General features: G+C 44.6%; 12 protein-coding genes and 1 tRNA gene. 4 read left to right on the forward strand and 9 right to left on the reverse strand.

Annotated features, from left to right (window positions below):
* Nucleotides 1–7 precede the first annotated feature (7 nt).
* From HUN05_09850 to HUN05_09865, 4 genes are all read right to left on the reverse strand, one after another.
* Nucleotides 8–1,279 (reverse strand): 4Fe-4S dicluster domain-containing protein, encoded by a 1,272-nt coding sequence (locus HUN05_09850; GenBank protein ID WDP85395.1) that lies wholly within the window; start codon nt 1,277–1,279, stop codon nt 8–10.
* A gap of 70 nt (nt 1,280–1,349) precedes the next feature.
* A complete protein-coding gene (locus HUN05_09855; protein WDP85396.1) occupies nt 1,350–1,715 on the reverse strand; it encodes a cytochrome c3 family protein in 366 nt (121 codons plus the stop codon).
* A 108-nt stretch (nt 1,716–1,823) separates the two neighbouring features.
* Complete coding sequence (locus tag HUN05_09860) at nt 1,824–2,288, reverse strand: SoxR reducing system RseC family protein (GenBank protein ID WDP85397.1); 465 nt, start codon at nt 2,286–2,288, stop codon at nt 1,824–1,826.
* A 107-nt stretch (nt 2,289–2,395) separates the two neighbouring features.
* Complete coding sequence (locus HUN05_09865; protein ID WDP85398.1) at nt 2,396–2,659, reverse strand: hypothetical protein; 264 nt, start codon at nt 2,657–2,659, stop codon at nt 2,396–2,398.
* A gap of 155 nt (nt 2,660–2,814) precedes the next feature.
* Between HUN05_09865 and HUN05_09870 the strand changes: the two genes are divergently transcribed.
* A tRNA-Asn gene (locus tag HUN05_09870) sits at nt 2,815–2,890 on the forward strand.
* An 860-nt stretch (nt 2,891–3,750) separates the two neighbouring features.
* On the forward strand, nt 3,751–4,962 hold the full coding sequence (locus tag HUN05_09875) for an IS256 family transposase (protein WDP85399.1): 1,212 nt from the start codon (nt 3,751–3,753) through the stop codon (nt 4,960–4,962).
* A 67-nt stretch (nt 4,963–5,029) separates the two neighbouring features.
* Here HUN05_09875 and HUN05_09880 read toward each other — a convergent pair whose 3' ends face one another.
* Nucleotides 5,030–6,190 carry a hypothetical protein gene (locus HUN05_09880; GenBank protein ID WDP85400.1) on the reverse strand — a complete coding sequence of 387 codons (1,161 nt, stop codon included), beginning with the start codon at nt 6,188–6,190 and terminating at the stop codon, nt 5,030–5,032.
* A 250-nt stretch (nt 6,191–6,440) separates the two neighbouring features.
* Between HUN05_09880 and HUN05_09885 the strand changes: the two genes are divergently transcribed.
* On the forward strand, nt 6,441–7,655 hold the full coding sequence (locus tag HUN05_09885; protein WDP85401.1) for an ISL3 family transposase: 1,215 nt from the start codon (nt 6,441–6,443) through the stop codon (nt 7,653–7,655).
* A 451-nt stretch (nt 7,656–8,106) separates the two neighbouring features.
* On the opposite strand, the gene HUN05_09890 is transcribed toward HUN05_09885, so the two are convergent.
* The 4 genes from HUN05_09890 to HUN05_09905 all read right to left on the reverse strand — a co-directional run bounded on the left by HUN05_09890 (nt 8,107) and on the right by HUN05_09905 (nt 12,696).
* Nucleotides 8,107–9,651: a carboxyl transferase gene (locus HUN05_09890; protein WDP85402.1), complete on the reverse strand. Its 1,545-nt coding sequence runs from the start codon at nt 9,649–9,651 to the stop codon at nt 8,107–8,109.
* 49 nt (nt 9,652–9,700) lie between these two features.
* Nucleotides 9,701–10,483, reverse strand: coding sequence for an AMP-binding protein (locus HUN05_09895; GenBank protein ID WDP85403.1), 783 nt, complete (start codon nt 10,481–10,483; stop codon nt 9,701–9,703).
* Nucleotides 10,484–10,612: 129 nt separating this feature from the next.
* Nucleotides 10,613–11,782: an IS4 family transposase gene (locus HUN05_09900; GenBank protein ID WDP88015.1), complete on the reverse strand. Its 1,170-nt coding sequence runs from the start codon at nt 11,780–11,782 to the stop codon at nt 10,613–10,615.
* Between the two features lie 122 nt (nt 11,783–11,904).
* On the reverse strand, nt 11,905–12,696 hold the full coding sequence (locus HUN05_09905) for an acyl--CoA ligase (GenBank protein ID WDP85404.1): 792 nt from the start codon (nt 12,694–12,696) through the stop codon (nt 11,905–11,907).
* A 178-nt stretch (nt 12,697–12,874) separates the two neighbouring features.
* Here HUN05_09905 and HUN05_09910 point away from each other — a divergent pair, with 178 nt between their 5' ends.
* Nucleotides 12,875–13,519, forward strand: a complete 645-nt coding sequence (locus HUN05_09910) for a TetR/AcrR family transcriptional regulator (GenBank protein ID WDP85405.1) — start codon at nt 12,875–12,877, stop codon at nt 13,517–13,519.
* Nucleotides 13,520–13,544: the final 25 nt, after the last annotated feature.

The raw sequence follows: 13,544 nt of genomic DNA on the forward strand, positions 1-13,544 counted from the left end.
CTCCATTTTAAGCTTCTGCTCTTAGGGTCAAAAGCTCATGTTTGCCGAGCCGGATATATTGGTAAAGGGGTATCCTTGCCTTGCACACATAGGCGCAGAGACCGCATTCAATACAGGATTCCAGATCAAATTTATCTGCAGCCTCTTCATATTCATCCGCTTCAAGATAACGGACAAGCAGATTTACCGGCACATTGGCAGGGCAGACCCTGATACACTCTCCGCAGTTGACACAGGGGGTGTCTGAGAGTTCCGGGATAATCTCTTTGTCCTGGATGATGACCATGTCCATTTCCGCAATCACCGGGCGGTGGGGGGTATAGGTGGTAAATCCCCTCATGGGACCGCCAATGATGATCCTGTCCTTTTCATTGAGCTGGATATTGAACCGGCTGAATATTTTGCTCAAGGGCGTACCTATGGTGGCGGTGAGCCTATGTTTTTTTCCGGCCTTATCCATCAGGGTGATCATCTTTTCAAAGACAAATTGTTTGGTCTGAAACACCCTGGCAAGGGAGACCAAGGCCTCTGCCCGGATAAAACATACCCCGAGATCCTCAGGGGTTTTACCCGGCGGCAGGATCAGGCCCAGATGGTCTTTCATGACCATGGCCGGCAGGGTAGCCGGATAGACTTCCGAGGTTTTTAAAACCTGGATGGTGCCGAAGTTGGCACGGGTATAAAGTTTTTCCGGCAGGGTGATGCAGAATTTGGGGATCTGTGTCAGTCGTTTGAGTATCCGGGTGCCTTCCACCATTTCATCTGTGAAATGGGTGCATATAAACTGGCTGGTGTCAGAAAGGATATCTGTGTCCGCCCCTGTGATCACAATGGTTTTTATTTTTTTGGTTTCATCTGCCAGAATATCAAAGGGCAGGGCGCCGGGCAGCTGCTTGAGAAAGGCATCTGCAAAATCAATATCCTCAACCGGGTTCAGATCCACGTTGTCCTTGTTTCCGTTTTTGGATGGATCTGATTTGATCAGGATATAAGTGGCTTCATTTCCAAAATCACCGAAATAGGGCTCAAAACCCCTGACGATACCGGCAACAGGACATAAAACATAGGCGTCACTGTCTTCATAGAGTTTTAGTTTTTCCCCTTTTTTGACAGCATCTCCTTGTTTGAGCAAGGCCTTTTTACTGCTGTCAATGGCTTCGGGCAGCAGCAGGGTAAGACTGCCGGGAACAGGGATGGCCTCAGGCGCCTTAAGCTTTGTATCAAGCAGGTCATAGGTCAGCCTGGGTCTGGATAGAGCAAAAAAAGATCGTTTAATCATAATTTGTCCTTATCTTGTAAAAAGCGTAAGTCAGGCAAAAAAAAAGGATGATTAAAAAATCATCCTTAAATTACAACGCATGACATGAATTACATTCTATCGGACCTGAACCATAATCTTCATGGCATCCTTTACATTGGGCGTGAAACGCATCCGCCCTTGACGGCATGTCTTCATCACCTGTGTCTTCATGGCATTCACTGCAGTTGTAGGTGTCATCATCTTCAATGTTATGATGGCAGTCCAGACACTCCAAACTATAGGTGTCTGTGTGCATGAGATGGGTGAACAATACTTTGCCGGCCTGATTTTGGAACATGAGCCTTACTGGATTTTCCGGAACAGGGGGTGAAAAAGATGCATAGCAGATAATACCTGTGACCAAAAGAACGACCATGATCAATACAGCTATTTTAAGATCTCGTTGTGATGTCATAATTCTTCTCTCAATGATTAAGGGTTAGAGTTTAACGACGAACCCACAACTGGCGCGTTTATATTATATTGGCGCTGGATTTACAAGAGAAAAATAGCAGTAATTTATTTATAAATTGGGACAGGAATCAGTGATTGAACGGGATTTTTTCCTTACGAGAAAGGGTTTGTATTCCTCTTTTTCGGACATGGATGCCTGCTTTTTTCGAACAATAAAAAAAGCTGCTGAAAAGCATGAAAATCCAATGATCATGGCTAAAAGGGATTTGTTCATTTGAAGGGTGGGTGCCAGGCTGTCACCAATAACAGCGCCGATCACCAATAATAGGATGGGAAAGACATAGAGCAGAAAACTTAAGTAGAGCATGGGGCCTGATTCAATACCGATGACAACGGTATCATCTTTTTCAACCCCAAGGGTGTTTTTGACAATCACGGTCATTTCCTTGGCCCCGTGGTGCCCGGAACCGCAACTGTCTTTTGAGGAACAGCTTTCACATGCTGCAGATCTTATGGTTTTAACCCATACCCTGTCAGAGGTTGCCCGGGTAACAATGCCGTTTTCAGTAATCATGATTGAGTTTCCAGTTCAGTTTACGCTGGTGAGAATGAAATTATGTTTGGGTTTATCCATTATTATCTGCCGCTAAAACAGCGGCCCCATAATAATAAGGGGTAAGATCAGGCCACAGTATCAATAATCTGGCTGACCCGCTGCTGGGCAGGGGGCTGATCTGGCGTTTCTGGCATGGGCTGGGTTTCTTGGGCCTGCTGATTCCTGGCCTCTTGGGTGATATTGACTTGAAAGGCCTGATTTGCCGCCTGAACGTTTTGGGGGTTCAGATCGGTTTTAAGGGCTTCCCGGTTCTGTTGTACCAAAGAGTCTTCGGCTGCGGGGCGGTTGTTTGCGTAAGGATTGGGACCTTGTATACTGGTAACGTCCATGAAATTTTCCTTTCTTATTCTAAGTCATCAATCTTGCTAAAGAATAAACATATGCCTGGATAATGTCAAATTTTTTAGCCAAAAGTCTTATGATTTTCCTTGACAAAGATTTTCCCCTGATATATAAACTCCGAGTCTTGTTTAAAGACACATGCTCCCCAGTAGCTCAGTTGGCAGAGCAATTGGCTGTTAACCAATGGGTCCGCGGTTCAAGTCCGTGCTGGGGAGCCAACCCAATCAAAACACCCCAAGAATTTCGGTTCTTGGGGTTTTTTATTTCGGATAAGTTAATGTGGTTTCTTGTTTTTAAGTCCCATTTCTTGTGATTTGGCAAACCGATCACTCTCGATGCTCTGTTGGGTCATGATAAGGTAATACAGAGTTCATATATCATCCCTAAAATAATATAGACCCGAATCTTTCTGACAATGAGATCAATGAATCATTTTCTTCATTTAGGAATAAGGTGGCTGACAATTTGGGTGGGAAAATTGGAAAAACACTTAGATTTCTTATCCCGACAGGCATGGGGTGCCTTGATGGAGGTCTTATTATAGGGCCGACATTCTCTGGAATAGACCACTTTGTGGTTCAGAAACTATTTCCATCAAAGGGACCTACTTTATTTCTTAATAAATTATATCCATCAATTTTTAAAAAAATGAAATGACCGAATAAAACGTTCTCAATTGAGTTTTCATTTACGCACAAAATAGCTATGGCCTCCATGGCTATAAAAAACTTAATCGTTTTTTAAGCAAAACTTTAGAGACGCTGCAAACAAACTGATCTGATCGATGCAGTCTATCAACTGTGAATGAACCATGGGTCCCAATATGAGCAATTTTACTTCGGATCTTGTACAGCTCATCTACCGCGGTGGATAGGTCATTTTTGTGGGGGGGATCACTGGGTAAGGCGTCAACAACAAGAGTTTTATTTATACAAATAAAATCCTTAAGGGCTTCCTTAATTGACTGTTTTTTAAAATTGTCCAAGATGGAAACAATTGTATGAATTGCCAAGGGCGTTCAAAATTCTGTGTCAGTTGAATGAAAGCTGATATACTCAGCTAAATAAGGAGAACTGACATGACCGAAGAAAACACCGAATTTGATTTTCAAAAAGCCCTTAAAGGCATCCAGGAAGGTAAACCCTTCACAGGTAAGGGCGGCGTCCTTACATCATTAATCAAAAATCTTGCTGAAGCTGCTCTTGAAGGAGAGTTGGAGTCCCATCTCGGGCAGGAAGTTTCTGCCAACCGCCGTAATGGAAAAAGCAAAAAGACCATTAAATCCCTGGATGGTAAATTTGAGCTAAAAACCCCGCGTGACAGGGCCGGAACCTTCTCTCCACAGATCGTCAAAAAACATCAGACAACGCTCAGCGATGAAATTGAAAGAAAGATAATAGCCCTTTACGGCCTGGGCATGAGTTATAATGATATGGCTTCCCATTTACAGGAAATCTATGGACTTGAGATTTCAAATGCCACTCTGAGCACCATTACCGATAAAATCATCCATACCGTCAAAGAATGGCAGGCCAGGCCGTTGGAAAATGTGTACCCAATCGTATGGCTTGATGCCATACATTATAAAGTACGAGAAAACGGAAAGGTCGGCAGCAAAGCCGTTTACACAATTCTTGGGGTGAATATCGAGGGCCGCAAAGAGGTTCTTGGGCTGTACATATCCGAGAATGAGGGTGCGAACTTCTGGCTGCAGGTGTTAACAGACCTTTCAAACCGAGGGGTAAAAGATATCCTGATTGCCTGTGTTGATGGTCTAAAAGGTTTTCCCGAGGCCATTGAGACCATATTCCCGGACACAGAAGTTCAACTCTGCGTAGTCCACCAGATCCGAAATTCATTGAAATACGTTGGTTCCAAAAATAAAAAGGAATTTATGGCAGATCTAAAACGTGTTTATAAAGCGGTCAATAAGGATCTGGCCGAAGAAGAACTGGATATCTTGGAAAATAAATGGAATGACAAATACCCGATTGTGATAAAATCCTGGCGGAACAACTGGGAACGCCTCAGTCATTTCTTTAAATATCCAGAAGAGATTCGACGGATAATATACACCACAAATACCATTGAGGCTGTGCATCGACAGTTTCGAAAACTGACCAAAACAAAGGGATCATTCCCGAACCAGGACAGCCTGTTAAAGCTGCTTTACATGGGGATCCAGAACGCCAGTAAAAAATGGACAATGCCGATTCAAAATTGGTCACTGACAATTTCCCAGTTGGCAATTTTCTTTGAAGGCCGGCTGGATAAAGAGCTGGGAATTTGATAGGGATTTATTTACAGATGGAAAAGATGGTTCCAGGAACTCCACGGGCGCATTCCCATTTTCCCGGTTATACCGCTGGCACTGGATTGTGCATGTTTGCCATCTGCTTCAGGCAGTTCCAACGCCCTGCTTTATAAAATGATCGCAGCATAATCATTTTTTCTGCATTCTCCCGATACCAAAAGATGCATGGACCTTTAAGACGTAAATTCACGACTCTCCGAATCGAACTTTCAATAGCACCGCTGCCAATAGGTAAGTTCAACGCTTTTACAGTTGAGAAATTAAGCCTCAGTTCATTGCGCACAAAATAATCCCGTTCCGTCTTGATAGCCTTACTGTTTCTGCCTCTACAAAGCTTCTGGACGGCCTGTACCACCTCAATCGCCTTTCCCTTCAGCAGAAGACCTCGCTGCTTCGATACCCAGCGTTTGCGTTCCTTGGATGACCAGGTCTTCCTTAAGCCTGCTACTGTACCCAGATGCTCAACTGCATGGTAGAAATCGAGAAGTTCATACACACGCTCAGGAGCCAAACCCAATGCTTTTAGCAGTCCGGGGATTCGATTCCAAATCCAATGTGCCCCATCTGCAACAAACAGTATTTTGTCTGAGTTCTGAATATGAAGGGAGTTCAAATAACCCTTTAACAAGTGGAATACACCATCCGGTCCATTGAAACAGCCATCAATAAATGGTGAAAAGCTTTTTTCTTGTTTTCCATGGGCGTCCACTACATAAATGATCAAAAGCTTGGGTTCTCGCCATGCCCCACGAAATCGGGTTCTATCCTTTTGGGTTTTTGGTCCCCTTTTCTTCTCTCTGAGCCGAGTGCGGCCACCATCAGTGCTGATAACGACTCGCCGCCCTTCAAGTAAATCTCTATCATTTAATGGGATTCGGCCCGCTTGTTGTTCGGCTCGAGCCCGCTCTGCGTACCGATAGGTCAGTTTACGGATGACCTTTATACCCAACGTCATCCCACGGTCACAAAGCACTTGACGGACTTCTTCAAAAGAACTTAATAAGGCTGACCAAGAACTCACCATAGAAGCCAAAGCAGGCGAGCAGCGATCATGGATTCCAAGAAGGATTAAGCCAGCGTATGCACCTTTATATCTTTTTCCTTTTCGGCGGTCACAGGACCTTCGATAGTATCGAACATGAATATCAACCGAACTATCTGTACAAAGCTGAATCCAAACGGTCTCAAGCCCTTCGCTTTTCATCCGTCCCGGCCAATTGGACATCAATTCTTTTTCTTGGTCGACCTGTTCAGAGGAATCTACTGAGGCCTGGATCTTTTTTTTAAAAAAAAGGCGCTTATCCGAGGTTCATCAGAAAATCGCGTACCTGGACTGAGAAACATCACTGGGAAGGCAATAACACAGTAAGGATTTTTATGCTTGAAATGATGGTGTGAACATGATCATGTTCTAATTTTTTTGTGTTATTCGCACAAAATCGGAGAATGAATTAATGTCCACAAGCTTCATATACCATGCCTTTGGCCTTCGTGACTACTTTTATAAAACAACGCGTTTCATCGGTGGAATAATCACTTTTGAACTCATACCAAAACCGGAGGCGGTAAAATGCCCGGAATTTAATTCCAGGTCCGTCACCAGGAAAGGGATTGTGACAAGAGATCTCAGAACAATACCGGTAGGTTCAAAACCCGTGATTCTCAGGACGGCTATCCAGAGAGTTTGGTGTTCGTTCTGTCAATTTGTCCGGCAAATCAAACTATCCTTTGCCCAGGAGGGGAAAAGCTATACCCGGGCTTTTGAACGGTATGTCTTGGAGTTGTCTCAGTTCATGACAATCAAAGATATTGCCATCCATTTAAGGATCAGCTGGGATACGATAAAGCAGATCCAGAAAGAAGACCTGCTGAGGCGTTATCGAAATATCCCCCTTGAGAAAGTCCGGCAGATTGCCATAGATGAAATTTCCATAGGGAAAGGGCATAAATACTTGACCATCGTGATGGATCTGGAATCCGGTAGAATTCTGCACGTGGGAGAAGGAAAAGGTGGTGAAGCTTTGAAATCTTTTTGGACAAAAGTGAAAATATCGAAAGCAAAAATCAAAGCCGTCAGCATCGATATGTCCCCGGCATACTTGAGTGCTGTTATTGAAAATCTTTCTGGTTCAGCAATTGTCTTTGACAGATTTCATGTTGTTAAATTGTTCAATGAGAAACTGTCGGATTTCAGGCGAAAGCTCTACAACCTTCTTGCCAATACCGGGCAACAAAAACTTCTGAAGGGAGTCCGGTGGCTTTTGTTAAAAAATCCCGAAAACCTCAGTGATGACAAGAAGGAGGCCCAACGGTTAGAAGAAGCATTGAAAATAAATCAGCCGCTATTGGTAGTCTACTACATGAAAGAGGAACTCAGGCAAATATGGAATCAAAAGAAAAAAGAAACAGCTGAAAAGATAGTCAGCAATTGGATCAATCTGGCCAATATTTCCAAAATTCCAATGTTGATGAAATTTGCCAAGACCTTGGCTGTGCACAGGCAAAGAATCCTTTCATACTATGATTACAGGATATCTACAGGTCCTTTAGAAGGGACAAATAACAAGATAAAAACCATGAAACGGAAAGCTTATGGATACAGGGATTCGGAGTTTTTCAGGTTGAAACTTTTGGACCTTCACAATAAAAGGTACGCATTAATCGGATGAACCTTATCCGATTTGTATACTCAAGGATTTCCTGCTCCATCTGTTCTAATTCGTTAGCGTTACGAACCAAGCGATTTGGATCTTCTTCCAGTTCTTTGAGGCATGCAAGGACTTCATCAACAGTATTACAATCTTCAGCTTTCTTCATTAGCACAATCCATTTATGTTCATTTCAGCGTAACAGAGGATATCATTCTTTTTGCTCTAAAAGACAGGCCTTTTTAAAACCGGGAAAATAGGAATGCGCCCAACTCCACTCCAGCAAAAGTCAACTCCTCCGACGTGGCTGATTGAAGGCCCATTCTCGGACCTGACTTTTACTTCCGCTGGCGCTGAGGCAGATCCGGGAACCGAAACCGTGACACAGAATTCTGAACATTCCTTCATTTCCAACCCCGTACCGCCGTGACAAGGCAGGGAATTTGTTTTAACCCCCCTGCGCCTCTGTTCGTCAGAACTTGGTCGGCCAGTTTGACAGCCGGTGCTCACCCACGCCCCGGCCATGTGAATCCCGGATAACGGACAAGACCTGGGTCAGGTATGACCGGGTCTGTCTGGGGTCTATAATATCCTGAATAAAATAGTCCTGGGCTGCGGGATAGGGAGACAAATCACTGATCATATGATCGAGCATCTGCTGCCGTTCCTCTTCGGGCAGGCCCCCGAATACGACATCCGCCGCAATGGTCGGCTCCATGAACCCGAGTTCCCCGGTGGGCCAGGAGACAAAATAATCCGGACCGATTCCCGGGCCGCACATGTTGACAGCAGCCTGGCCATAGGACTTGCGGATGACAATCACAATCTTGAGCACCGTGACCTGGCACAGGGCCTGGAGATTGTTCACCACCTTGGCCCCCACCCTTTTTTCTTCGGCCTCCTTTCCAACCATGTGGCCGGGAGTGTCATGGAGAAAAATAATGGGAATATTAAATGAATCACACAGGCATAGAAAACTGGTATGTTTTTCAAGCCCGTCCGTGTCCATGGCACCCACATTGTAAAAGGGATTGTTGGCAATAAATCCCACCACTTCACCGTCTATTCTGGCCAGGCAGGTGATCAGCATTTTACCGAAATTGGGTTTGATTTCAAAAATTTTTCCACCGTCAACCATACATTCGATCAGAGAATGCATATCATAGGTCCGGGTTCTTTTTTCGGGCATGAAATCAAGAATGGTTTCCATTTTACTGCCCGAGCCTTCAGGAACCGGAATCCGGGGAGGCCGCTCCTGATTATTGGAGGGCATATACCCTAAAAAGGTCTTGATCAATTCAAAACAATGGGATTCATCTTCAGCCACCTTGTCCGCAATGCCTGTAATACTTTCATGGATTTTCCATCCGCCCATCTCTTCCCCGGTAAAGGTCTGGCCAATGGCCCTGTTCAATGCCCTGGGCCCTGAAATGGACAGCACACTGCCTTTCTCCTGGATGACACAGTCTGCCAGCATGGCTTCAAAATCAGGAACCCCGTAACACTCTCCCATGGCCGCCATAACAAAGGGCATTTCCCTGAAATGGGTATATTCGCTAAAAAGGGTATGGGTTCCTCCCCCGCCCAGGGTACAAATATTTTTGGCCCCCTGGCAGTCAGGCATCCTTGCACCGCCGGCTTCCCCCAGCCAGATCAAAGGAACCTTATTTTTTTTAACCTGGGCCTTGAACTGAAGCATTTTTTTCAAATTAATCCGTGCATTGGTTGATGCCAGAACCGTAAAATCATTGGCAACCACCCCAATTCGCCGTCCCTCGATCAATCCGTACCCGCAGATCAGGCCGTCGGCCGGTGTTTTATTTTCCATTCCCGGCATATCGGATGTGGCCAAAAGACCAAATTCCATAAAAGAATCTTTATCCAAAAGCTTTGCGATCCGTTCCCTTGCGGTAAACCTTCCCTTGGCATGCTGTTTTTCAACCTTGGCAGCCCCTCCCATCTGCAATGCAGTATTTTTTTTTCCGGCCAGCTGGCTGAGAACTTCTTCAAACGCCATTGTCCTGCTCTCCTTTTTACTTTTTTTCAAATATCATGGGGTATAATTGTCAACACCCCTCTCTGCGAAGCGCTTCCATATCCCTCAGTTCTTTTCTCAACACTTTCTGAATGGGAGATTTGGGCAGCTCATCAATAAATTCAACAAGTCTCGGATATTTATACGCCGCCATATTGGCTTTGCCGTACTCAAGGATCTCTTCCTGGCTGATCTTCCCTTTGGCATCTTCTTCCAGCACCACAAAGGCCTTGACCGTTTCCCCCCGGTATTCGTCAGGCACGCCGATAACAGCCACCTCCTGAATCTTTTCATGCTTCATGAGTACGGCCTCCACTTCGGCCGGTGCAATATTATAGGCAGAGGCAATGATCAAATCCTTTTCCCGGTCAAGGAAAAACACAAATCCCTGTTCATCCATGGTCCCGATGTCATCGGTATGCAGCCATCCGTCAACAAAGGTTTTGGCGGTCTTTTCAGGCTGATTCCAATACCCTTTTGCCACCTGCTGCCCCTTAAAAAGGATTTCCCCCCGCTCACCCAAAGGAACGCTGTTTCCCTGGTCATCAACAATTTTAACCTCTCCGCCCATGGGCACCCCGATGGCGTCATGGTTGAACTTATTGGGCAAAGAGACAATGGCCCCGGCAGTGGTTTCAGTCAGACCGTAGCCGTTGAGCAGGTCCAAACCGGTCTTTGCCCGCCACTTTGCCTGGATGGCCGGAGGTACAGGTGCGCCTGATGCGCCGCCGACCTTAAGGCTGGAAAGATCGTATTGGTCAAAATCCGGCAGATTAAAAAAAGCAATATATACGGTGGGGGGCGCAAAAAACACGCTGACCTTGTATTTATGCAGAATTTTTATATAACGGCCGCATCAAACCGGGGCTCGAGAATGGTGGTGCCGCCCCCGTAAAACATGCAAATGGTGGCCAAAAGATAGCCTGAAATCAGTGATGTCCGGTTAGGTTTTTGCTTGCTCAATAATTTTTTGATCTTTGACAATATTGTCCCTGTTTGAACTATGAGAGCCCTGCTCCTCGCAGCCAAAAAGGTCATTTAGAATGGCGGTTCGCAGCTGCCGAACTCTTTTGATCGTGACCTTTTCATTAAACTGTTTTTGGCAATGGATTGCCAGTAACAGGTAAGTGATAAGGCCGCCAAGAATCTGAACCATAAGGCCGTATTCACTGCGGGCAATGAGATGATATACCTTCAGATGTTCTTTCCACCATTTGAAAAAATCCTCAATGGTCCACCGGAGTTTATAAATTGTTGCTATTTGTTCCGCTGTTAAATCATGCCTGTCAGTTGCCACATAGTATTTGACGCCAGCAATTTTATAGCCAACAACCCGAACAGGCCTTTTCGTCTGGTTTTGATTCGGAGTACCAAGTTTAACCAGTGCATCATAAAAAATGTAGCTGTCGGAAGGGGTCTCGTGGTTATCAATAATTGTTCTTGTTGTCCTGGTTTTTATACGGCAGACAAAATGTTTGCCTTGCTCCTGAAGCAGGTCAAATTCTTTATGGGATTGATATCCACGATCCATAACACCTGTTTGCCCCTTGGAAAGTATTTTGGGAACAAAAGTGCGTTCAGCGCCGTTGCCTTCAGTCAAAAAGATTTTGTTTGGGATTCCGTGATTAATGTCAAATCCGCAATGTACTTTGGCTTTTTTACTTCCTTTTCTGTAGTTCGCCCAGTGCATTGAAAGGACTGCATTTATGAGACTACCGTCAATGGAAACCAACTCTCCTAACTCGGCGTGTTCACCCGGATGACACTCAAGAGCCTGTTTATAAAGATCCTCAAAGATAAATTGCAGTTGTTCGAGTCCCCTGTGATTGATGGCTTCACAGAAACTACTACGGCTGATACCACCGTCTGGCGCAATATTTTCTTTAGCAAAAACATTCTCCTTGAGATCCTGAATTAAATGTCGGGCAGACTTGTGCTCCTGAAGATGGAAATAAACCAAAGCATTTATCTGGTCTTCGAATGTCATTTTTAAAGGGCGGTCTCCTCGAGATTGTAATTCCGGTGCTTTTGAAAGTGACTTTATCAGAGGGCACCTGAAATTGTCAAAGTTCAGGGACCGTAGTTGTTTTTTAGGGACTGAGATGTGCGTCATTTGAGCTCCTTGAGTTAAATTTTCAAGGCGCACAAAAATTTTTACGCACATTTGTCAACACAAAACCGACTGTTTTTTCAATGATTTTAGATGCTTTTTATATGCAACAACCTAACCGGACACTACTGGCCTGAAATATGAAACATGGGAAAAAGAACCAGGTTCACATTACCGCTTGTCATATCAAAATTTTCAGCCTGGTTGCCGGCATTGTAAACAAAATTTCGATGGGTCAGCATGACCCCCTTGCTCTTGCCCGTGGTGCCGGCGGTATACAAAATCAGCATGGTATCGTCAAAATCAATATCAGGACGCTTCGAAAATGAGCCCCCGGTTTTCAATAAATTCATAAAAGATAAGGTATGCTCTCCATAGCCCACCTTGACCCTTGTCCCGTCAAAACGGGTTTTCAGCCGATAGAGCATTGATTTGGGAAAGGCCAGAAAATCATCAATCCCGGTGACAATCACCTTTTGGACGTCCGTGCCCTCCATCACGGAACAAAGATTCTCATAAAACAGGTCCAGGGTAATGACAAGTTTCATTCCCGAATCCGTTAAAATATGTTTGAGTTCCTCCCCCTCGTACATGACGTTGGCAGGGACATGAATCGCCCCAAGCCTGTTGGCTGCAAGAAATGCTATCACATGCTGGGGGCAATTGGGCAAAAGCGCCCCCACCCGGTCACCCTTTTTTATCCCCAGCTTGAACAGGGCTGAGGCAAATCTGTCCACCAGGGTATCCAGCTGTGAATATGAAATCTTATTATCCAGAAAAATAAGGGCCGGCTTTGACGGATATAAAAGCGCATTTTTATGAAACATCTCATAGGTGGTCATGGGCTCGGCTTCCAGAGTCGGCCGTATACCCCATGAAGGGTCATACGCTATTTCAGATAAAATCTTTTCTTGCATAACAGGCCTCCATATGGTTTAAATAAATCTATCGGTTTGTTCTAAATAACGAACACTGTTCTGTGTGTCAAGTCTAAAAACCGTGAAACGCATATCTTAAGACGCAGATGCTTGATTTTTTGCCCTGTGCAATGGTATGGTTCAGGACAGATAAAGACATAAAACAAATAGGAATCAGATGGAAAAAATAAGCACCCTTACAAAATTAAAACAGGAGGACAGGGAACTCCGGAAAAACCTCATCATTGATGCGGCCCAAAAAATTTTTGGCAGCAAAACCTATGACCGTGCCAGCATGAGGGAGATTGCAAAGGAAGCTGGAATGGCCGTCTCCTCAATCTACACCTATTTTGAAAACCAGGAGACCCTGTTTGTCCAGGCCATTTTAAGAGAGACCAACCAGCTTCTCGATGAAATGGACATCATGGTTTCCGAAGAAATTGATATTGACATTGAAAAATTGATGAACCGTTATCTTGATTTTTATATTGACCATGAAAATCACTGGCGGATGATCACCCACTTTTTTCTATTCGGTAATATCAGCCCGGAGGCATCAAAAAGCCTTAACAACGTTGCAAGACGAATATTAAATATTTTTGATATTATTTTTACAAAAATGAACTATGAGGGCGATGTACGGCTTCTGTCCCATGCTTTTTTTTCCTGCCTCAGCGGAATTTTAATTTCATTCAGAAAATATCCCGGAAGAACAGATGATGAAATCAGGGCCCATATGAAACGTGTCGGCGGCATTATCCGGGGCATGCTTTTGCCTTATATCCAGACCGGGATATCAACACCAGAAGCCCATCAATCATAAAAACAAGCCATTACACCCCAATTTT

It is taken from the genome of Desulfobacter sp. (assembly GCA_028768545.1).
GTDB lineage: Bacteria > Desulfobacterota > Desulfobacteria > Desulfobacterales > Desulfobacteraceae > Desulfobacter.

Coding starts and splice junctions, on each gene's coding strand:
- HUN05_09865 (WDP85398.1), bottom strand. CDS start 2,659: ATGGACGTTACCAGTATACAAGGTCCCAATCCTTACGCAAACAACCGC.
- HUN05_09880 (WDP85400.1), bottom strand. CDS start 6,190: ATGAAAAGCGAAGGGCTTGAGACCGTTTGGATTCAGCTTTGTACAGAT.
- HUN05_09860 (WDP85397.1), bottom strand. CDS start 2,288: ATGATTACTGAAAACGGCATTGTTACCCGGGCAACCTCTGACAGGGTA.
- HUN05_09855 (WDP85396.1), bottom strand. CDS start 1,715: ATGACATCACAACGAGATCTTAAAATAGCTGTATTGATCATGGTCGTT.
- HUN05_09875 (WDP85399.1), top strand. CDS start 3,751: ATGACCGAAGAAAACACCGAATTTGATTTTCAAAAAGCCCTTAAAGGC.
- HUN05_09850 (WDP85395.1), bottom strand. CDS start 1,279: ATGATTAAACGATCTTTTTTTGCTCTATCCAGACCCAGGCTGACCTAT.
- HUN05_09900 (WDP88015.1), bottom strand. CDS start 11,782: ATGACGCACATCTCAGTCCCTAAAAAACAACTACGGTCCCTGAACTTT.
- HUN05_09890 (WDP85402.1), bottom strand. CDS start 9,651: ATGGCGTTTGAAGAAGTTCTCAGCCAGCTGGCCGGAAAAAAAAATACT.
- HUN05_09885 (WDP85401.1), top strand. CDS start 6,441: ATGTCCACAAGCTTCATATACCATGCCTTTGGCCTTCGTGACTACTTT.
- HUN05_09910 (WDP85405.1), top strand. CDS start 12,875: ATGGAAAAAATAAGCACCCTTACAAAATTAAAACAGGAGGACAGGGAA.
- HUN05_09905 (WDP85404.1), bottom strand. CDS start 12,696: ATGCAAGAAAAGATTTTATCTGAAATAGCGTATGACCCTTCATGGGGT.